Annotated in this window: 11 protein-coding genes and 1 riboswitch; of the genes, 6 read left to right on the forward strand and 5 right to left on the reverse strand. The window is 72.5% G+C overall.

Features of this window, described 5'->3' with window-relative positions; all coding sequences use genetic code 11:
• Positions 1–33: 33 nt before the first annotated feature.
• From metE to J8403_RS36265, 3 genes are all read right to left on the reverse strand, one after another.
• Positions 34–2352 (reverse strand): 5-methyltetrahydropteroyltriglutamate--homocysteine S-methyltransferase, encoded by a 2319-nt coding sequence (metE, locus tag J8403_RS36255; protein WP_211126857.1) that lies wholly within the window; start codon positions 2350–2352, stop codon positions 34–36.
• A 163-nt stretch (positions 2353–2515) separates the two neighbouring features.
• A riboswitch (cobalamin riboswitch) is annotated at positions 2516–2737 on the reverse strand.
• Positions 2738–3015: 278 nt separating this feature from the next.
• Positions 3016–3942 (reverse strand): helix-turn-helix domain-containing protein, encoded by a 927-nt coding sequence (locus J8403_RS36260; protein ID WP_211126858.1) that lies wholly within the window; start codon positions 3940–3942, stop codon positions 3016–3018.
• Positions 3943–4104: 162 nt separating this feature from the next.
• A complete protein-coding gene (locus J8403_RS36265) occupies positions 4105–7302 on the reverse strand; it encodes an endo-alpha-N-acetylgalactosaminidase family protein (RefSeq protein WP_246586157.1) in 3198 nt (1065 codons plus the stop codon).
• Between the two features lie 309 nt (positions 7303–7611).
• Between J8403_RS36265 and J8403_RS36270 the strand changes: the two genes are divergently transcribed.
• The 6 genes from J8403_RS36270 to J8403_RS36295 all read left to right on the forward strand — a co-directional run bounded on the left by J8403_RS36270 (position 7612) and on the right by J8403_RS36295 (position 17878).
• A complete protein-coding gene (locus J8403_RS36270) occupies positions 7612–8358 on the forward strand; it encodes a response regulator transcription factor (RefSeq protein ID WP_246586158.1) in 747 nt (248 codons plus the stop codon).
• A gap of 131 nt (positions 8359–8489) precedes the next feature.
• Positions 8490–9851 carry a sensor histidine kinase gene (locus tag J8403_RS36275; protein WP_211126860.1) on the forward strand — a complete coding sequence of 454 codons (1362 nt, stop codon included), beginning with the start codon at positions 8490–8492 and terminating at the stop codon, positions 9849–9851.
• Between the two features lie 66 nt (positions 9852–9917).
• Entirely contained in the window at positions 9918–11996 is a 2079-nt protein-coding gene (locus tag J8403_RS36280) for a glycoside hydrolase (protein ID WP_211126861.1), read from the forward strand.
• Between the two features lie 118 nt (positions 11997–12114).
• Positions 12115–15225 (forward strand): isoleucine--tRNA ligase, encoded by a 3111-nt coding sequence (gene ileS / locus J8403_RS36285; RefSeq protein ID WP_211126862.1) that lies wholly within the window; start codon positions 12115–12117, stop codon positions 15223–15225.
• A gap of 17 nt (positions 15226–15242) precedes the next feature.
• Positions 15243–16841 (forward strand): amino acid adenylation domain-containing protein, encoded by a 1599-nt coding sequence (locus J8403_RS36290; RefSeq protein ID WP_211126863.1) that lies wholly within the window; start codon positions 15243–15245, stop codon positions 16839–16841.
• A complete protein-coding gene (locus tag J8403_RS36295) occupies positions 16838–17878 on the forward strand; it encodes a GNAT family N-acetyltransferase (protein WP_211126864.1) in 1041 nt (346 codons plus the stop codon). The genes J8403_RS36290 and J8403_RS36295 overlap by 4 nt, the downstream gene beginning before the upstream one ends.
• A gap of 249 nt (positions 17879–18127) precedes the next feature.
• Here the strand turns inward: J8403_RS36295 and J8403_RS36300 are convergent, their stop codons facing one another.
• Together J8403_RS36300 and J8403_RS36305 are read right to left on the reverse strand one after the other, a co-directional pair.
• Complete coding sequence (locus J8403_RS36300) at positions 18128–19147, reverse strand: class I SAM-dependent methyltransferase (RefSeq protein ID WP_211126865.1); 1020 nt, start codon at positions 19145–19147, stop codon at positions 18128–18130.
• A 40-nt stretch (positions 19148–19187) separates the two neighbouring features.
• Entirely contained in the window at positions 19188–19970 is a 783-nt protein-coding gene (locus tag J8403_RS36305; protein WP_211126866.1) for a class I SAM-dependent DNA methyltransferase, read from the reverse strand.
• Positions 19971–19972 lie beyond the last annotated feature (2 nt).

Below are 19972 nucleotides of genomic sequence, written 5' to 3' on the forward strand. Positions count from 1 at the left end.
CGCGTGGCGCCCGGCCCCGGCCGGTCGTCCGGGTCAGGACGCGGGCAGCTCACCGCGGACCGTACGGGCCGCGGTGACCAGGTTCTCCAGTGCGGAGCGGGTCTCGGGCCAGCCGCGGGTCTTCAGACCGCAGTCGGGGTTGACCCACAGCCGCTCGGCGGGGATGGCCCTGAGGCCGGTGCGGAGCAGTTCGGCCGCCTCCAGCGCGCTGGGCACGCGCGGGGAGTGGATGTCGTACACACCGGGCCCGGCCTCGCGCGGATAGCCGTGGGCGGCCAGCTCGCGGGCCACCTGCATATGGGAGCGGGCGGCCTCCAGGCTGATGACATCGGCGTCGAGGTCGTCGATCGCCTGGACGATGTCGCCGAACTCGGCGTAGCACATATGGGTGTGGATCTGGGTGCCGGGCCGTACGCCGCCGGTGGTGAGGCGGAAGGCCTCGGTCGCCCAGGACAGATAGCCGGGCCGGTCCTCGGTGCGCAGCGGAAGGGTCTCGCGCAGGGCGGGTTCGTCCACCTGGATGACCGAGGTCCCGGCCGCCTCCAGGTCGCCCACCTCGTCGCGCAGGGCGAGGGCGACCTGGCGGGCGGTGTCGCCGAGGGGCTGGTCGTCGCGGACGAAGGACCACGCGAGCATGGTGACCGGCCCGGTGAGCATGCCCTTGACCGGACGGTCGGTGAGGGACTGGGCGTAGGCCGTCCAGCGCACGGTCATCGGCTCGGGGCGCGAGATGTCACCGGCCAGGATCGGCGGGCGGACGTAGCGGGTGCCGTAGGACTGCACCCAGCCGTGCTGTGTGGCGAGATAGCCGGTGAGCTGCTCGGCGAAGTACTGGACCATGTCGTTGCGCTCGGCCTCGCCGTGCACCAGCACATCCAGGCCGGTCTTCTCCTGGAAGGAGATCACCTCCTGGATCTCGGCCTTGACGCGCTCCTCGTACCCGGCCGTGTCGATGCGGCCGGCGCGCAGGTCGGCGCGGGCGGTGCGCAGTTCGCCGGTCTGCGGGAAGGAGCCGATGGTGGTGGTCGGCAGCAGCGGCAGGCGGAGGCGGTCGCGCTGGGCCGCGGCGCGTTCGGCGTACGGCTGGGAGCGGCGGGCGTCGGCCTCGGTGACCGCGCCGGTGCGGGCGCGGACGGCCGGGTCACGGGTGATGGGGGAGTTGGCACGGGAGGCGAGGGCGGCCCGGTTCGCGGCCAGTTCGGCGGTGATCGTGTCGGTGCCGCGGGCCAGGCCCTTGGCGAGGGTGACGATCTCCGCGGTCTTCTGCCGGGCGAAGGCCAGCCAGCGCAGGATCTGCGGTGCGATGTCCCGCTCGCCCGTCGCGTCGAGGGGGACGTGCAGCAGCGAGCAGGAGGCGGCCACATCGACCCGGTCGGCCAGCCCCAGCAGGGTGCCGAGCCTGGCCAGGGACTTCTCCAGGTCGTTGACCCAGATGTTGCGGCCGCTCACGACACCGGCGATCAGCCGCTTGCGGGGCAGCCCGCCGACGGCGGCGAGCGCGTCCAGATTGGCGGCGGCGGCCTCCGTGAAGTCCAGCGCCAGCCCCTCGACCGGGGCCTTGGCCAGTACGGGCAGGGCCTCGCCGAGGCGGTCGAAGTACGAGGCGACCAGCAGCTTCGGACGGTCGGCGAGGGCGCCGAGATCGCGGTAGGCGCGGCCGGCGGCGTTCAGCTCGGCCGGCGTGCGGTCCTGGACCAGGGCGGGCTCATCGAGCTGCGCCCACTCGGCACCGGCCGCCCGCAGGTCGGCCAGCACCTCGGCGTACACCGGAAGCAGACGGTCCAGGAGGGTGAGCGGCTCGAAGTCCGCGGGCGCGCCGGGGGCGGGCTTGGCGAGGAGGAGGTAGGTGACGGGCCCGACCAGGACCGGCCGCGCCGCAAGGCCGAGGGCGAGGGCTTCCGTCAGCTCCGCGACCTGCTTGGCGGAGTCGGCCGTGAACACCGTGTCCGGACCCAGCTCCGGAACCAGGTAGTGGTAGTTGGTGTCGAACCACTTGGTCATCTCCAGCGGTGCCACGTCCTGTGTGCCCCGCGCCATCGCGAAGTAGCCGTCGAGCGGATCGGCCGCGACGGCGTCCCGGTGGCGGTCGGGGATCGCGCCGACCATGACGGTGGTGTCGAGCACGTGGTCGTAGTACGAGAAGTCACCCGTGGGAACTTCGTCGATACCCGCCCCGGCCAGCTGCTTCCAGGTGGCGCCGCGCAGTTCGGCGGCGGTGGCCCGGAGCGCGTCGGCGGTGACGCGGCCCTTCCAGTAGCCCTCGATCGCCTTCTTCAGTTCCCGGTTCGGGCCCTGGCGGGGGTAGCCGTACACGGTGGCCCGTGCTGCCGCGGCTGCGGACTTCGGTGTCACGGAGATCTCCTTCGCGAGATGAATCCCTGAGATCCCGGCGACGGAGGAGAGCGCGAAGGGTGACGGACCGGACGCCACGACCTCGCGCGGCACGCGCGCGGTCGTCCGACCGGAATGTACGCCGACCCGCCCTCGAGGTCACCGGGTGTCCGCGCACGAGTCGTCTGTACGCGGGCAGATGGCAGGTCTTCGGACTCACGGGCGCGTCCTCTTGAGGGAGGACACCTAGTGGCCGTCGCTTCCCAGGTCCCTCTACCGGACCCAGTGCGTATGACGGCGGTCGTTCCCGCTCACCGCTGCGGGGCAGTCCCGGATTCCCACCGGGTTCCCTCTTACGACGCGTCCCGCCTGGCGGACGGGGCGAACCAGCTGCACCAGCCAGCGTACGGGCCCGTCCGGCGGTGTGCAGGGGGCCGTCCGGTATTCGGGATGGTGAAGTGGAACACGCGGCGGCCGAGGGTACGGCCGGTGCCGCCCGGGCCGTGCACCGGCCGCACCCCGTCCACCAGCGAGCTCAGGGGATCAGCACGCGCCGGGGCCTCCGATGGCTGAAGCCGTGCCCCCAGCCGTGCCCCCCGCCGCCCTCCGGAGCCGTCCGGCCGGCCCAAGGCGCGCGTCCGGTCATCCGCCTCCGGTCATCCGCCGCCGGTCATCCGCCTCCGGTCACGGCCGCCGGTCACCGCCGCCGCGCCGTGCGTCGTCCGCCGGTGCCGAGGGCGGGATCGTCGGTGGGCGGCTCGGATCGGGGACGCGGTCGGTGAAGCCACCGGGGACCGAGCGGCACTGCTGCTCGCGGAAGTGGACCGGTGCCGTGCCCACGCGGCGGGCGAACAGCCTGCTGAAGTAGGCGGGATCGTCGTAGCCGACGCGGCGGGCGATGGCGGCGACCGGCAGTTCGGTGCCGACGAGGAGTTCCTTGGCCCGGCCCAGCCGGATGCCGAGGAGATAGTCCTTGGGGCTGCACCCCGCCCCGCGGCGTACCGCGGTGCGCAGTGCGGCCGGTGTCATGCCGTGCCGGGCGGCGTGTTCGGTCACCGAGAGCGGCTGGAAGGCGTCCCGGGCCAGCGCCTGGAGCACCGGATGTCCGTCGGCGCCGGTGTCGGCGCGGACGCGGCGGAGGGCGACGAGGAGTTCATGGACGGCGGCGGCGGTCTCGACCTCCAGGAACGGATTGCCCTGACGCGCGGCGCGGGCGATCCGGCCGATGGCCGTCCGGGCGGTGGCGGTGTCGGTGAGCGCGACCACGGGGCCGTCCGCGTCAAGATAGCCCAGGTCGGCGTAGGCGGCGGTGGCCGGTCCCGTGAAGTCGACGAACGCCTCGTCCCATCCGGTATCCGGGTCCGGGGCGTAGTGGTGGGTGACCCCGGGGGTGAGCCAGAGCAGCGCGGGCGCGGTGACGGTACGGCGGCGGCCGTCCGCGCCGCGGAACCATCCGCGGCCCGCGCTGATGACCACCGCCACATGGTGGTCCAGGACCCGCGGGCCGACCACGGGCAGGGCGCCGTGCTGGAGGCCGACACCCAGACACACCAGGCCGAGCCGGTGATGGGCGGGGCTGGGCGTGAAGTACCGCATCCAGGTGTGATACATCCGCGGTCCCCTCCGGTCGGCTGTGTCCCATCACTCGCCGATCTTCGTCCACGGACTGCCCGGCCGCCAAGGGGAGGGTGGCCCTGGCGGGGGCTTGGCGGAGAAGGGGAAGGGAGCCGGGCGGCGGAGATGTGTCCGCGCCGCCCCGCTCCCTCGGCCGGGTCAGTCCAGCTCCTCCACGGTGAAGGAGTCGAGCGTGAACTCCGCGGTACCGCTGTCGCCGGTCTTCCGCAGCCCCACCCACATCTCACCGTCCGCGGGCGCGGTGACGGTGTAGCGGTGGCTGGCCCGCCCGGCGGCGGCGGGCAGGGCAGTGCGCTCCAACTCGCGCGGTCCGGGTTCGTCCACGGCCGTGATCCATGCGTACTGACCGGCCGCCTCGTTGGCGTACGTCAGGCTCACCCGGTAGCGCCGCCCCGGGCGGAAGCGGGCGGTGTGGGGCACGGTGCGGTAGACGAGACCCGCGTTCTCACCACGTGACTTGAGGGACTGGCCGCCTTCGAGCACATCGTCGATCACCTTGCCGTTCCAGCCGGCCTGGGTGAACGGGGCGTGCCGCTGGGCGATATGGGTGCGGGGGTCGGTCACCCCGCCCGCGTCGCCCTTGACGAACGGGCCCCAGCCCTGGGGCACCCGCTCGAAGTCCTCGTACACCAGGGCGCCGGGCTTCGTCGTGCGCCGGGCCCGCACCACCCGCAGCCGGTCGAAACGGACCCGGGCGCTGCCCTCGGCCACCGCCAGGGTGAGACTGACCGGTCCGCCGCCCTCGGGGACGGTGAAGAAGGTGAACATCCGCTGGAAACGGGTGCCGTGTTTGCGGTCGGCGGCCATGTGGTTGACGGCGGTCGAGGTCTCGGTCCAGTTCTCCGCGGTGACGCCGTCGGCGGTGTGCACCCGCAGCGCGGCCCGCCGCCGGTCACCGGCCTTCGCGCCCACCTCCACCTGGACGGAGGCCACATAGCCACCGGGGGCCAGCCGGTCGAGCCGCTGGCCGACGGTGGCGGCCGCGCCCTCGCCGACGACCAGTTCGTAGTCGCCCAGCGGGCTGCGCTCGACGGTGGCCGGGCCGGTGGTCTGCCAGCCGCGCAGCGATCCGGAGCGGAAACCGGGGTCGTACAGCGGGGTGCCCTCGCCCCAGCCGGGGGCCGCCTGGGCACGGGCCCGGGAGCGCAGCACCACATACGGGACGTCGGGGTCGGCGGTGATGCTGACGTGGCCGTCGCGCACCGGCAGCGTGACCGGCTCGGCGCGCCCCTGGTCGGTGAGCCGGTACAGCACCACGGACCGCTGCTCCGACCAGCCGCGCGGCAGCGGCCAACGGGTGGTGCCACCGGCCGGGTTGTAGTGGTAGAGCTTGGCCGGGTCGGTGGCCTCGCGCGGCTCCCAGGGCAGCAGATAGCCACCGCCGTCGTAGACCAGCCGCCCGTCGGTGGTGATGCGGCGGACGCCACCGGTGTCGGTGACCGAGGTGCGGCCGGGCCCCTCGAAGGTGATCTCGTGGTCGCCCCAGGTGCGGATGGGATACGCCTGGAGGTATTTGGCGGGCAGGCTATGGGTCCAGATGAGCCGGTAGAAGGCGGTCCAGTCGGTCTTGCCGGTCCAGCCCTCGAAGTTGCCCATCCGCGGAATGCCCAGCAGGGTCGGCCACTTGTCGGCGAAGACGTCCTTCTGGTGGTTGCGGATGAAGCGGATGAGCCGGGAGTTGATACCGCGCGAGGTATCCGGCCCGTAGTCGGTCTCGGTGGCCCAGTGCGACCACAGCGAGGAGCGCTCCAGCCCGTGGCCCCATTCGGTGGTCACGCGCCAGCCCTGGTCGCGCAGGGCCCGCTGGAGCCGGTCGGAGTTCCAGCCGGACTCGCGGAAGACGTCGATGTAGAGCGCGGCGAGGGCCGGGTCGGCGTCGTTCCGCAGATCCTGGAAGCGCCGGATGATGTCGCCGGAGACCAGGTCGCGGCGGGGGTCGATGCGGTAGGACTGGTCCAGCCAGTCCCACTGCTTGTCGTCTCTGTCGACCAGCGTCTCGGAGAAGGCGTTGGCCACCGGATAGGACTCGGTGGCGTTGACGTGCACCGCGAAGTCGCTGTTCCAGCGGCGCCCGGAACGCAACAGGGTGTTGAGGTCGGCCAGGCCACCGGCGCGGGTGTTGTAGTTGCCCGCGTAGTCGGGGTGGGCGGAGTCATGACCTTCCGACTGGTAGCCCTTGAGCACGGTGTACTGCCGCAGTCCGTCGGTGGCCAGCGCGATCCGCTTGACGTTGTCGAGGGTGTCGAGGAAGGGGTTGGTGGCCTGGCTGGCGAAGTTGAACGGGATGTGCGGGACGACCCGCAGATGCTGCTCGTCGGCGCCGAGCGGATTGACCATGATGTCGCGGAAGGCGATGGCGGCGTCCTGCCAGTCGACCACGCCGTCGCCGTTGCGGTCCCGGGTGAGGACCACGGTGGCCCAGGGCAGTGGTTCGGTGGCGCCGACGGCCGCGGTGGCGGCCCGGTGGGTCCACTCACCGCAGGTGAGCCGGGTGGTGATCTGACCGTCCTCACGTACCGTCTGCCGCCACAGCCGTCCGTTGTCCCAGGTGGTGCCCGCGGCGGAGGAGGGCTTGTCCCAGACCGTGTTGGTCTCGACGGCGGCCGCGAGCCGGTCGGTGCTGACGACGGCGTAGGCGCAGCCGATGGGTGCGCCGTCGGTGGGGGTGTCGGCCGTGGGCCGGACGGCGGTGTCACCGCTCTTGGCCTGGTCGAGGTCGATCCGGGCGGCCAGCAGGGTGGCGCCCGGCTGGTCGGCGCGGACGCTGAGGAAGGCGAGCTGGGGGATGCGCAGGGTGCCCACGCGCAGCGCGTCGGTGTCGGCGATCCGGGTGACCCGCCAGTCGACCTGCCATTCGCTGACCCGGATCCGGATGTCGATCTCGGCGTCCGTGCCGGAGGCGGACGCGTCGGCGGTGCCCGTGCCGGAGGTGTCCGCCCCCGAGGTGGCCGTGGGCGCGCCGAAGGCGAGGGTGTAGCTGATGTGGTCCGGGCCGCTGGTGACGGCGGTGGTGCGCGGGGTGCGTTCGACGCCGTCGATGAGCACCGAACGGACCGGCTCCCGCTGGCCGTGCAGCACCGCGCCGGTCTCGCGGTCGATGTACGCGACGACGCGCGGGAACTCCGGGTCCACCCGGACCTCCAGCCGCCTCGACCGCAGCGTGCGCTCGGTGGCGCGGACGTGTGCGGCGGCACGGCCGGGTGCCGTGTCACGGGCGTGCGCGGTGCCACCGCCCGTGCCGATGGCCGTTCCGATTCCGGCCAGTGTGGTGGTGACCACGACCGCTCTGCGGCCGGGCCATCCCTCCTTCGGCCGCCCCTCCTCTGCGTAGGTCAACGCGCCGGCTCCTCCCTCGCTGGTGGGAATGGTGCTCCACCTTGGGACGGCGGCGGGGCGGCCGCCCATGGACAAGTGCGCGGGGGTGTTGGACTAACGGGCCGTGGCGTGGGCGCCCGACGGGCCGTGGCGTGGGCGCCCGACGGGCCGTGGCGTGGGCGCCCCACGGCCCGTGGTGGCGGCGACCGGGCGCGCGCCGTGCCCCGGCCGATCCGCACTCGCCCAGTGTGGCCGATGCCGTTAAGAGTGTTCTAAGAGCGTGTTCTGCCAGGGTGGGGGCTGACCTGTGCCCATCCGAAAGGCCCCGTGATGTCCGCTGCCGCGTCCTCCCCGTCCGGTCGGGGGAAGCCCACCGACCCCCGGACGGCGGCCGTGCTGGTGGTGGACGACGATCCGGAGGTCCGCGCCGCCCTGGTGGACGGGCTGGCCGTGGAGGGGTACGAGGTGCGGGTGGCCGGGGACGGGCTGGCGGCTCTCAGCGCGGTCGCCGCCGCACCGCCGGACGCCATCGTGCTGGACCTGGCCATGCCGGTGATGGACGGGCTGGCGGTGTGCCGCCGGCTGCGCGGGCTCGGCGACCGTACGCCCGTCCTGGTGCTCACCGCCCGGGACCAGATCAGCGAGCGGGTGGCGGGGCTGGACGCGGGGGCCGACGACTACCTCGTCAAGCCGTTCGCGCTGGATGAGCTGCTGGCTCGGTTGCGGGCGCTGCTGCGGCGTGCCGCGCCCGTCGAGGCCGTCGACGAGAACGTGTCCGGTGTGCTCTCCTTCGCCGATCTGACCGTCGATCCGGAGAGCCGCACCGGAATGCGCGGCGGCCGGCGGATGGAGTTCACCCGCACCGAGTTCGCGCTGCTGGAGGTGTTTCTGCGCCATCCCGGTCAGGTGCTGCCGCGGGAGCCGATCCAGGAGCTGGTGTGGGGCACCGAGTTCGCCTCGGACTCCAACTCGCTGGCGGTGTACATCGGCTATCTGCGTCGCAAACTGGAGGCGGAGGGCGCGCCGCGGCTGGTCCACACGGTGCACGGCATCGGTTACGAACTGGGCGAGCGATGAGCGCCGCTCGCCGGTCCGGAGGCCGCCGGTCCGGAGGCCGCCGGTCCGGAGAACGCCGGTCCGGAGACCGGCGGTCCCGAGAAAGCCGAGCCGGGAGCCGTCTGACGGCCCGTCTGCCGCTGCGCACCCGGATGGCGCTGATCACCTCGGCCGCGGTGGCGCTGGTCACGGCCGGGGTGTGCGTCGCCGCGTACGTGGTCATCCGCTACGAACTGGTGCGGCAGCTCGACCTCCAGCTCACCCAGCAGGCCACCCTGCTCGCCCAGGAGCGGCGTGACGAGGGCACCGGGACGCTGTACGGCGAATGCCGCTGGCTGGCCGCCCCGGCCTGCGCACAGGTCGTCACCCCGCGGACGGGCACACCGGGCCACCCGGCGGGCAGGGACCTGCTGATCCGGGTCACCGACGCCACCCGCCAGGTGGCCGCGGGCACCCGCGGCGCGTACTACGGCGAGGTCACCGTGCGCGGACACCGGATGCGCACGCTGACCACCCCACTGCGCGGCCCTCGCGCGCTCCAGCTCGCGGTGCGTTCCGACACCGTCGAGCAGGGCGAACGCCAGGCCGCGCGGCTGCTCGCCGCCATCGGCGCGGCGGGGGCGCTGCTCGCCGCCGGGCTCGGCTATCTCGCCTCCCGGCGGGCGCTGGCGCCGGTCACCCGGCTCACCGCCACCGCCGAACGGATCGCCGCCACCCGCGATCCGGCCCATCGCATCGAGCTGCCGCCGGAGGTGGGGCGGCGCGGGGACGAGATCTCCCGGCTGGCAGGGAGCTTCAACACCATGCTCGGCGAGCTGGAGGAGTCGGTGGCCGCCCAGCGCCGACTGGTGGCCGACGCCTCCCATGAGCTGCGCACCCCGCTGACCGCGCTGCGCACCAACGCCGAGTTGCTGGCCCGTGCCGACCGGCTGACCCCCGCCCAGCGGGACCGTGCGGCGTCGGCGCTCGGTGGGCAGTTGCGCGAGGTGACCGGTCTGGTCAACGACCTGATCGAGCTGGCGCGGGACAAGGAGCCGCTGCCGCTGGTGGAGCCGGTACGGCTGGATCTGCTGGCCGCCCGGTGCGTCGAGGAGGCCCGCTCGCACTGGGCGCACACCACCTTCACCATGGAGCTGGCCGAGGTCACGGTGGACGGGGTGCCCGCGCGGCTGGCCCGGCTGCTGACCAATCTGCTGGACAACGCCGCGAAGTTCAGCCCGCCCGGCGCCGAGGTGGAGATCCGGCTGACCACCGGCCCACACGCCATCGACCTCACCGTCCGTGACCACGGGCCCGGTATCGCCGCCGAGGACCTGCCGTACGTCTTCGACCGCTTCTACCGCTCCCGGCAGGCCCGTGCGCTCCCCGGCTCCGGGCTGGGGCTGGCCATGGCCCGGCAGATCGCCCGGGCGCACGGCTCCGCGCTCACCGCGGAGGCGGCCGAGGGCGGCGGTGCGCTCTTCCGGCTGCGCATCCCGCGCCATCGGTCCGGCGGTCCGGCCCCGCAGGCGTAAGCCCGCCGAAGCCCTCCGGGGCCGCCTCTTAGAAGCCCTCTTATATCGGCTCGCTATCAACGTCCCATGAAACGCAACCACTTCGCCCCGCCGCGGGTGACCGCCGCGGTGGCACTCGCGGGCGCGGCGTCCTGCCTCGCCCTCGCCTCGACCACCCTCGCCTCCACCGCCCACTCCGGCACCACCCGCTCCGGGGACGCGCCCCGGCCGGTCGTGGTCGGTGGCCACCGTGTGGAGGTCCCGGTGTCGGGCGGCACCGCCACCGTCGACACCGCCTCGCTGCGGGTCACGGCTCGTACGGGTCGGGGGACCGTCGAGCTGTCCGCGCCCGCCGCCACCGCCCCCGGGAAACCGGGCTCGGTGACCACCTCCGCGGGCACCGCCCGCTGGAGCTATCCGGACACCGGACTGGACGTCACGGCCCGTGCCGGTGACCGCGGCCGGCTGGAGCTGTCGGTGACGGCCACCGGAAAGGCCCCCCGCAAGTCCACCGGCAAAGCCACCGGAAAGGCCGCGGGCGAGACCGCGCGCACCCTCTCGTGGCCGGTCACCGGCACCGACCGGCGCGCCACCGCCGTACAGCTGCCGCGCGGCGAGGGGCTGTCGCTGCCGGTGGCCGACCGCTTCTGGAACTCCTCCCGGGCCGATCTGGTCGACACCGACATGGCCATGGAGTCGGATCTGTCGATGCCCCTGTGGGGCTACACGCTCGGCGACCGCCAGGGCGTGAGCTATCTCGTGCCCACTGACATCGGCACATCGCTGCGCGTCACCTCCGACGCGGGCAGGCTGCGCACCGCCGCCACCCACCGGTTCTCGCGGGCCGACGGCACCACGCGGTACACCGTGGCCTTCTCCCTCACCGACGGCTCCCCGGTGGCCGCCGCCCGCGACTACCGCGCCTGGCTCGGCGAACACGGACAGCTGAAGAGCCTGCGGGAGAAGATCCGGGAGACACCGGCCACCGGGAAGCTGCTCGGCGCGTTCCACGCCTATCTGTGGGGCGACGCCCGCAAGGCCGGCTTCATGGGCAGGCTGCGCGGCCTCGGTGTGGACCGCATGTGGCTCGGCTACGACGCCGACGACCGGCCGATGGACGCCGCCGCCACCGCGGCCGCGAAGAAGGCGGGCTATCTCGTCGGCCCGTACGACTCGTTCGCCAACGGCCAGGACCCGGCCACCTCCGACGCGCCGACGTCCACCTGGCCCGGCACGGTGTACCCGGACTTCTGCGTCCGGGACGCCGACGGCAAGCCCGTCCCCGGCTTCCACGACCGCGGCTGCTACCTCTCCTCCGAGGCGTTCGAGAGGGCCGAGCCGCGCCACCACTACCTCGCCGACCGCATCCGCGAGATGACCGAGGCGGGCGCCGACAGCTACTTCCTCGATGTGGACGCGGCCGGTGAGCTGTTCCGCGACCACAGCACCGCTCACCCCATGACCAAGGCGGAGGACCGCGCCAACCGGCTGGCCCGGATGAAGCGGCTCTCCGACCGCGGGCTGGTCCTGGGCTCGGAGTCCGCCGGGGCCTGGGCCAACCGGGACCTCGCCTTCGACCACGGCTCGGGCACCCCGGTGGCGGGCGGTCTGTGGGCGGCGCAGCGCGACAAGGCGACCTGGGGCGGCTACGCCCCCGCCGACGCGCCGGGCGTCTTCTTCAAGCCCGCGGAGCTGCCCGCCGATGTGGCGAAGGCGATGTACGACCCGGTGTACCGGGTGCCCCTGTACGAGACCGCGCTCCACGACTCCGTGGTGAACACCGAGCGCTGGGAGCTGTCGTACGACAAGCTGCCTCGGCAGAAGACCGACCGGGCGCTGCTCGGCATGCTGGACAACACCCCGCTCAACTTCGTGCTCACCGGCGACTCGCTGAACAGGAGCGGCCGCCAACTCGCCACCCTCCAGCGGTACTTCGCGCCCCTGCACCAGGCGGCCGGTACCGAGCCGCTGACCGACTTCCGGGCGCTGACCGCCGATCGCACCGTGCAGCGCACCGTCTTCGGCGACGACACCCTCACCGTCACCGCCAACTTCGGCACAACACCCCACAAGGGCCTGCCCGGTGGCTGTGCGGACGCCAAGCTCCGCGACGACACCGCGCCGCGGCGGCTGTGCCCGGCCACGGTGAACGGAACCGCCGGGTAATCGCGCGGCGCCGCCGGTGGGGAAGCCGATGTTTCCACGATTACCGGACGTTGCCCGGCCCATCGTTAGAGTCGGCCCTCACTGCACTGCGGGCCGACCCTGCGAGGTTTACTGAGCGATGGCATATCCAAAGGCCGGGGCCGAAGGCGTACCCGCGAGACCGCACTTTCCCGATGTCGAACTCGACGTACTGGATTACTGGGAGAAGCACGACATCTTCCATGAGTCCGTGGCAGCGCGGAAATCCGACGACGCCGAAGAATTCGTGTTCTACGACGGTCCGCCGTTCGCCAATGGCCTGCCGCACTACGGGCATCTGCTGGCGGGCTATGCGAAGGACGTGGTGCCGCGCTATCAGACGATGCGCGGCCGCCGGGTCGAGCGGCGGTTCGGCTGGACCTCGCACGGGCTGCCCGCGGAGCTGGACGCCGAGAAACAACTCGGCATCACCGCCAAGTCCGATATCGAGCGGATGGGCGTCGAGCGGTTCAACGAGGTGTGCCGGACGACGGTGATGCGTTACACCGGAGAATGGCGCGACTACGTCAATCGGCAGGCCCGCTGGGTCGACTTCGACGAGTCCGTCAAAACCCACGACCTCGACTACATGGAGAGCGTCATGTGGGCGTTCAAAACCATGTGGGACAAGGGGCTCATCTATCAGGGACATTCGGTCTCCTGGTATTGCGCGCACTGCGAGACCCCGCTGGCCAATGCCGAGAGCAGCGGCCGTATCGACGGCAGCGACACCCATCGCGACGTGCCCGGCAGCACCGTGATCGTGGGCGTACGGCTCGACAGTGGCGAGCTGCTGCTGGTGGAGTCCGACCAGCCCTGGGCGCTGCCGGGCGCCACGGCGGTGGCGGTGCACCCCGACGCGGAGTACGCCGTGGTGGAGCACGCCGGGCGGCGCCTGGTGGTCGCGGCCGACCGGCTCGGCGCCCATGCCGAGCTGGTGGGCGACGGCCCGGTGGTCGCCCGGCACAGCGGCGCCGAGCTGGCGGGACGCGCCTACACCCCGCTGTTCGACTTCTCCGCCCCCGCCGAGGACAGCCATGTCGTGGTGGCGGAACGCTTCGTGGACACCGACGAGGGCACCGGTGCGGTGGCCGTGACCCCGTGTTTCGACGAACGGGACCACACCCTCGCCACCGACGCGGGCATCGGCCGGACCTATCCGGTCGACTCCGGCGGCCGGTACACCGACGAGGTGCCGCCGTGCGCCGGAGCCCCGGTGCTGGAGTCCGCCGAGACCGTGACCGGTCTGCTGGCGGCCAGCGGCGCCCTGCTGAGCAGCCGGCCGCATACCCGGTCCCGCCCGCACTGCTGGCGCTGCGGCAGTCAGCTGCTGCAGCAGGCCATCCCCACCTGGTTCGTCGCCGTCACCCGGCTCCGCACCCGCATGCTCGAACTCAACGAGCGGATCCGGTGGACACCCGAACATGTGCGCGACGGCCAGTTCGGCAACTGGGTGCGCGGCGCCAAGGACTGGAACATCTCCCGCAACCGCTACTGGGGCGCCCCCATCCCGGTGTGGGTGTCGGACGACCCGGCCCACCCCCGGGTCGATGTGTACGGCTCCCTGGACGAGATCGAGCGCGACTTCGGCGTACGGCCGAGCGATCTGCACCGTCCGTACATCGACGAGCTGACGCGCCCCAACCCCGACGATCCATCGGGCCGGGCGGTGATGCGGCGGGTGCCCGAGGTGCTGGACTGCTGGTTCGAGACCGGCTCCATGCCGTTCGCGCAGGTGCACTACCCCTTTGAGAACGCCGAGTGGTTCGAGCGCCACTCCCCGGGTGACTTCGTGGTCGAGTACTACGCCCAGACCCGTGGCTGGTTCTACAACATGCACGTCATGTCCACCGCGCTGTTCGACCGGCCGGCCTTCGCCAACTGCACCGTCCTCGGGGTGGTGCTCGGCCACGACGGCCAGGCCATGTCCAAGGCGCGCAACAACTACCTCGATGTCAACGACGTCTTCGCCCGCGACGGCTCCGACGCCATGCGCTGGTTCCTCATGAGCTCCCCTCTGCTGCGCGCCCGCGACCTGGAGGTCACCGAGGCCGGCAGCAAGGAAGCCCTGCGCCAGGTGCTGCTGCCGCTGTGGAACGCCTGGCACTTCCTGGCCCTGTACGCGGGCGACACCGAGGGCCACGTCCGCACCGAGGCGGACCATCCGCTGGACCGCTACCTCCTCGCCAAGACCCGTGCCCTGGTCGAGCTGACGACCGGTGCGATGGACGGCTACGACCTCTCCCGCGCGTGCTCCGCACTCCGCGACCACCTGGATGTGCTCACCAACTGGTACATCCGCTGCTCCCGCGACCGGTTCGCCGCCGGAGACCGCGCGGCGGTGGACACCCTGCACACCGCGCTCGAAGTGCTGTGCCGGCTGATGGCACCGCTGCTGCCGCTGATCACCGAGCGGATCTGGCGCGGGCTGACCGGCGGCCGGTCGGTGCATCTGACCTCATGGCCCACTCCCGGGGAACTGCCGTCCGACCCGGAGCTGGTGCGGGTGATGGACCGGGTGCGGGAGGTCGCCTCGACCGCGCTCGGCCAGCGCAAGAGCCATCAGCTGCGGCTGCGGCTGCCCCTGGCGCGGCTGGTGATCGCCGACCCCGACGCCCCCGCGCTGGAGCCCTACACCGCGCTGCTGCGCGACCAGCTCAACGTCAAGGACGTCCAGCTCACCACCGATGTCTCCGCACACGGCCGGATGCGGCTGACCGTCGACCCCCGCAAATGCGGGCCCCGTCTCGGCGGGGCGGTGCAGGAGGTCATCCGCGCCGCGGCCACCGACGACTGGACGACGAACGAGGACGGACACGTCGTGGCGGCGGGGCGGGAACTGCTCGCCGGTGAGTACGAGCTGCGGCTCGTCGCCGATGGACCGGGCGCCGTCGCGGCGCTGCCCGGCGGAGCCGGACTGGTCGTCCTCGATGTCGAGGTGACCGAGGAACTGGCGGCCGAGGGCGCGGCGCGCGACCTGGTGCGCGTGGTGCAGCAGGCGCGCCGCGCGGCCGGTTTCGAGGTGTCCGACCACATCGCGCTGAGCGTGGATCTGCCCGAGACGGTGGCGGCACGGATCCGCGCCCACGACGCGCTGCTGAAGGCCGAGACCCTGGCCGGGCGCGTGACGTTCGGCCCCGTCGCGGACGCCGCTCACGAGGGCCTGATCGGCGACGGCACCGCGGTCCGGGTGCACATCGACAAGCTCTGACACAGGAAGAGAATCGGATGACCCGTCTTGACGCGCTGGTGAGCGCACAGGCCACGCGAACTCCGGAAGCGCACGCGGTCGTGTTCGGACCGACCCGGCTGACCTATCGAGAGCTGGAGGAACGCTCCCACCGGCTGGCCCACGCGCTGCGGGCCGGCGGGCTGCGCCCGGACGACCGCGTATGCGTGCTGGTGCCCAAGGGCGCGGACGCGGTGGTGTTCCTGCTCGGTGTGCTCAAGGCCGGTGGCGTCTGTGTGCCCCTGGACACGGCGTCGCCGGTGGACCGGCTGGTGTCCATCGTGGACCAGACCGCGCCATGCCTGCTCCTCGCCGACCGGCAGCGGACCCCGCTGGCCACCGAGGTGGCGGCCGCCGCCGCGCCCGGCGCGGTGGCGGGCCTGTGCCTGCCCGACGGGGACGCCACGGCCGCGGGCGACCTTCCCTCGATCACCGCGGCCGATATCGCCTCGGCGCCGACGACGGCACCCGAGCCGGTCAGCGGCGCGTCCGATGTGGCGTATGTGCTGTTCACCTCCGGCTCGTCGGGCGAGCCCAAGGGCGTACCGCTCACCCACTCCGGCATCGTCCACTTCGTGACCTGGGCCAACGAACACTTCGGGCTCGGCCCGGACGACCGGATCTCCTGCCACCTCCAGATGCACTTCGACGGCTCGCTGTGGGATGTGTACGGGCCGCTGATCTGCGGGGCCGAGCTGCATCTGGTCCCGCCGGAGGCGAGCCTGCTGCCGACCACACTGGCCGCGTTCATCCGCGAGGCACGGCTCACCCAGTGGCTTTCGGTGCCGTCCGTGCTCAGCGCGATGGCACGCCACGATGTGGTGGAGAAGGACGACTTCCCGCACCTGCGCCGGGTGTTGTGGGGTGGTGAGGTCTTCCCGCCCACGGATGTGGAGTACTGGATGCGCCGGCTGCCCCACGTCACCTTCACCGGTTTCTACGGCACCACCGAAACCACCATCGCCAGCTCCTTCCACACCCTGACCGAACTGCCCGACGAGGCGCTTCCGGTCGGCCGGGCCATCCCCGGCGAGTGGCTGGAGGCCGTCGACGACCAGTTGCGCCCGGTCGCCCCCGGCGAGGTGGGCGAGATGGTGATCGGCGGCGCGGGCGTCAGCCCGGGATACTGGCGTGACCCCGAGCGGACCGCGGCCTCGTTCATCGAGCTGCCCTCCGGCTCCGGACGGCGCGCGTACCGCACCGGAGACCTCGGCAGCAAGGACGCCGACGGGCTGCTGCGCTTCCACGGCCGCGCCGACCGCCAGGTCAAGGTCAACGGCTACCGCGTGGAGCTGGACGAGGTGATGACCGAGCTGCACTCGCTGCCGGAGATCGCCGCCGGGGCGGTGGTGTCGGTGCCGGGCGCCGCCGGGTCCCCGCTGATCTGCGCCGCCTACACCCTCGCCGCCGGTGTCTCGCTGACGACCGCACAGGTGAAGGCACGGCTCGCGCACAAGGTGCCCGGGTACATGCTGCCGTCGCGCTGGCTCGCACTGGAGTCGCTGCCCGCCAACGCCAACGGCAAGACCGACCTGCGCGCACTCCAGCAGCGCTTCACCGCCGACGAGGCCGTCCCCGGCGGCGGTGGCGGCGCGTGAGCGAGTTCTCCTTCACTGCCTGCACGGCCCGGGACCGAGCGGAGATCGCCGACTTCCAGGACTCGCTCTGGCGCGGCGGCCGCGACGCCAACCTGGCCTATATGGACTGGAAGTACGCCACCAACCCCCACCTCGACGACCGGTATGTCACCCTCGCCCGCGAGGGGGGAGAACTGGTCGGCATGGTGGGGGTCTTCGGCGCCTGCTGGGAGGTGGCGGGGGACCGGTTCATGCTGCCCTGCCTGACCGACACCGTGGTCGCCCCCCGGTACCAGGGCAGCCCGCTGTTCCGGATGCTCACCGACGAGGTGGTGGCCCGGCTGCGCGCCGACGGTGTGCCCTGGCTGCTGGACTTCGGCGACCAGGGGGCTGGCCCCGCCATGCTGATGAACGGATGGCGCCCGATCGGCCCCTGGGCGCAAGCGGTGGTGAAACGCGAGAAGCCACTGGTGGCCGAATGGCCGTGGCATGAGCTGCCCGCCACCCGAGGAGCCAGGTCCGGCCTGACCCTACGTCCGCTGGCCGCCGTGGACGCGGAGGCGATGGCGGGGCTGGTGGCCCGGCTGCCGGGTGGCGAAGGCCCGCGCCCGGCGCGGGACGCCGCCTACTTCCGCTGGCGCGCCGCCAACCCCCTGGCCCGGTACTTCCACCTGGTGGCCGGTGACGGACCCGTCGAGGGCTATCTCATCGGACACCGCTCGGGCGTCGACACCGACGACGGGGAAACTCCTACGACCATCGTGGACTGCGAGGCCACCTCCGACGAGGTGTTCGCGGACCTGGTGGAGGCCGCCCTGACGTGGCTGCCCGGCGCCGAGGTGCTGATGTGGGTCCGCGATCTGCCGGCGGTGCGGGTGGCGGCGCTGCGCGCGCTCGGCGCCGAACTCGACGAGCCCACCGGCCTGTTCACCCGCGATATGTACCTCCCCAGCCTGATGGTCCGCGCGACCGGCGCCGAGATGCCGCCCGCGCTGAGCGCCCTCGACCGGCCGGACGGCTGGAATCTGAGCGGAGTCTCCGGCCGCGCCTGGCGTTGACACCGGCCGACCCCCTATCCGTCCCGACGGACGAAAGCGCCGCTCGCCCCCTTCCCAGGAGGCGAGCGGCGCTTTCGTCGGGGCTCTACGGCGGGTCCGGAGCGCCACGCGGGCGGAGCCGCAATCGATGCTTCCCCTCCCCCTCCCGCCGTCCCGCCCCTCCGGCGTTTGAGGAGCGGGGTGAGGGCGGAGCCCCGGTTGTGGGAAGGGGCGGGAAGGAGCGAGGAGGGGAACAGCACCCCGCGGGCGTCAGCGGCCGGGGCGCAGCTCGAAGAGCAGACCGCCGGGCGGCCGGTTGAACTCCTGGACCGCCTCGCACTCCCAGCCCGAGGCGTCGAACGCCGCCATCCACTCCGACCGCGTCGGCAGCGTCACCCCCATCAGCGCGTGCGCGAACTCGAAGCCCAGCGTGAAGATGGGCGTCTGCGGACCCGGCGCCACCTCGCTGCGCACCACATCGCACAGCAGGAACCGCTCGACATCGGGGAAGACCTCGCGGATCCGGCGCAGCACCGTCACACACTTGTCGTAGGGCCAGAAGTCATGCCCCATGAACACACAGGTGACCGTGTCGATACCGGCGAACTCCGGCAGCTGGGGCAGCGCGTGCACATCGCCGTGGTGGACCGAGATCCGGTCCGCCATCCCGGCCTCGGCGAAGGAGGCCCCGGACAGTTCCACGGCCGCGGGCGCGATGTCCACTCCGACGCCACGGACACCGGGGTGATTGCCCGCGATACGGATGAGCCGCTGGCCGGAGCCGCAGCCCAGGTCGCACACGGCACGCGGCGGCTGGTCGGCGAGGATCTTGTCGAAGCGCAGCTCGACCTCGACGTCGCCGATCATCCGGGAGCTCACCGCCACGGCCCGCATGTCCCGGTGGTAGAACTCGCCGTGCCGGTTGCGCTCCAGCGCCACATGCGGTGCCCGGCTGGTCAGCTCGCCGTTGCCACCGGCCAGCCAGTAGAAGTAGCCGCGGTCGAGGTAGGCCGCCTCGAAGCCCGGTCCCGGGCGGGCGGACCGGTCGTCCAGCTCGACGATGCCGGCCCATTCCAGGGGCAGGAGTATGCCGCGGACCACGGCGGGGTCGATCCGGTCCGCGCCCTCCTGACGGTCGTCGAACCGGATCTCGCCGCGGTCCTTGAGGTCGTCCAGCAGCCCGAGTTCCACGGCGGCCGACAGGGCGGAGACCGCCACGGACGAGCAGAACAGGGAGTCGGTGGTCGGAGTGGCTGCCGGAGTGGGGGTGAAGTGCGGTGTCGTCGTCATCGCTGCTCCTTGTGTGGTGAGGGGGTGGGTGAGCGGCCGGTCACTTCTCTTCGAGGGGCTTACGGGCGCGGTGGATGGTGCGGCAGGGGACGGGGGTCAGGGAGCACGAGCCCGAATCGCATTTGACGTAAGCCTGCTCGAAGTCGTGCTCGGCCGGGACGAGGCCGGCCGCCTCCAGCGCTCCGGCCACCTCGGCGTCGTCGTACTCCCAGCTGCGCAGCGTCTGGTCCACCCGCTCGGCGGCCATCCCCGTGCCGAAGACGCCGGAGACGCGCAGCATCCCCGTCCTCGCGCCGTCGTCCCAGACACCGCGCTTGACGATCACCGCTTCGGCGTCGTCGGTCAGGGTGACGTTGTTCCAGTGGCGGAAGTGTGATCCGGCGTAGAGGTCGAAGATGAACTCCCCGCCGGGCAGCAGTGCCTCGCGCACCGAGGTGAAGCACTGGGTCAGCTCCGCCACCGACCCCAGGTGGTTGAGGGCCCCGTCCAGGCTCACACAGGCGGCGGCCGGGCGCGGGGTGCGGAAGGTCCTGGCGTCGGCCTCGATCAGCGTCAGCGTGCCGCTTTCCACGGCGGGAGCGAGCTTCTTGCGCGCGATGTCCAGCATCGCGGCCGACCCGTCCACGCCGGTGGCCTGCCAGCCCGCCGCACAGAAGACGGACGCCGTCACGCCCGTGCCGCAACACAGGTCGATCACCGAACGCTCCGGCAGTCCCTGCCGGTCCAGGTGGTCGGCGAGCCGGGGCGAGAAGGTGTGGACCCATCCCGTGTACCGGCTGTCGAAGAAGGTGGCGAAGCCGTCCGTGTAGTAGTAGTTCTCCATGG

Origin of the sequence: Streptomyces yatensis (assembly GCF_018069625.1) — a bacterium.
GTDB classification, from domain to species: Bacteria; Actinomycetota; Actinomycetes; order Streptomycetales; family Streptomycetaceae; genus Streptomyces; species Streptomyces yatensis.

Excerpts from the sequence above, each read along its gene's own strand:
- ileS (WP_211126862.1), top strand. The coding sequence starts at position 12,115 with ATGGCATATCCAAAGGCCGGGGCCGAAGGCGTACCCGCGAGACCGCAC.
- J8403_RS36275 (WP_211126860.1), top strand. The coding sequence starts at position 8,490 with ATGGCGCTGATCACCTCGGCCGCGGTGGCGCTGGTCACGGCCGGGGTG.
- J8403_RS36305 (WP_211126866.1), bottom strand. The coding sequence starts at position 19,970 with ATGGAGAACTACTACTACACGGACGGCTTCGCCACCTTCTTCGACAGC.
- J8403_RS36290 (WP_211126863.1), top strand. The coding sequence starts at position 15,243 with ATGACCCGTCTTGACGCGCTGGTGAGCGCACAGGCCACGCGAACTCCG.
- J8403_RS36270 (WP_246586158.1), top strand. The coding sequence starts at position 7,612 with ATGTCCGCTGCCGCGTCCTCCCCGTCCGGTCGGGGGAAGCCCACCGAC.
- J8403_RS36260 (WP_211126858.1), bottom strand. The coding sequence starts at position 3,942 with ATGTATCACACCTGGATGCGGTACTTCACGCCCAGCCCCGCCCATCAC.
- J8403_RS36280 (WP_211126861.1), top strand. The coding sequence starts at position 9,918 with ATGAAACGCAACCACTTCGCCCCGCCGCGGGTGACCGCCGCGGTGGCA.
- J8403_RS36300 (WP_211126865.1), bottom strand. The coding sequence starts at position 19,147 with ATGACGACGACACCGCACTTCACCCCCACTCCGGCAGCCACTCCGACC.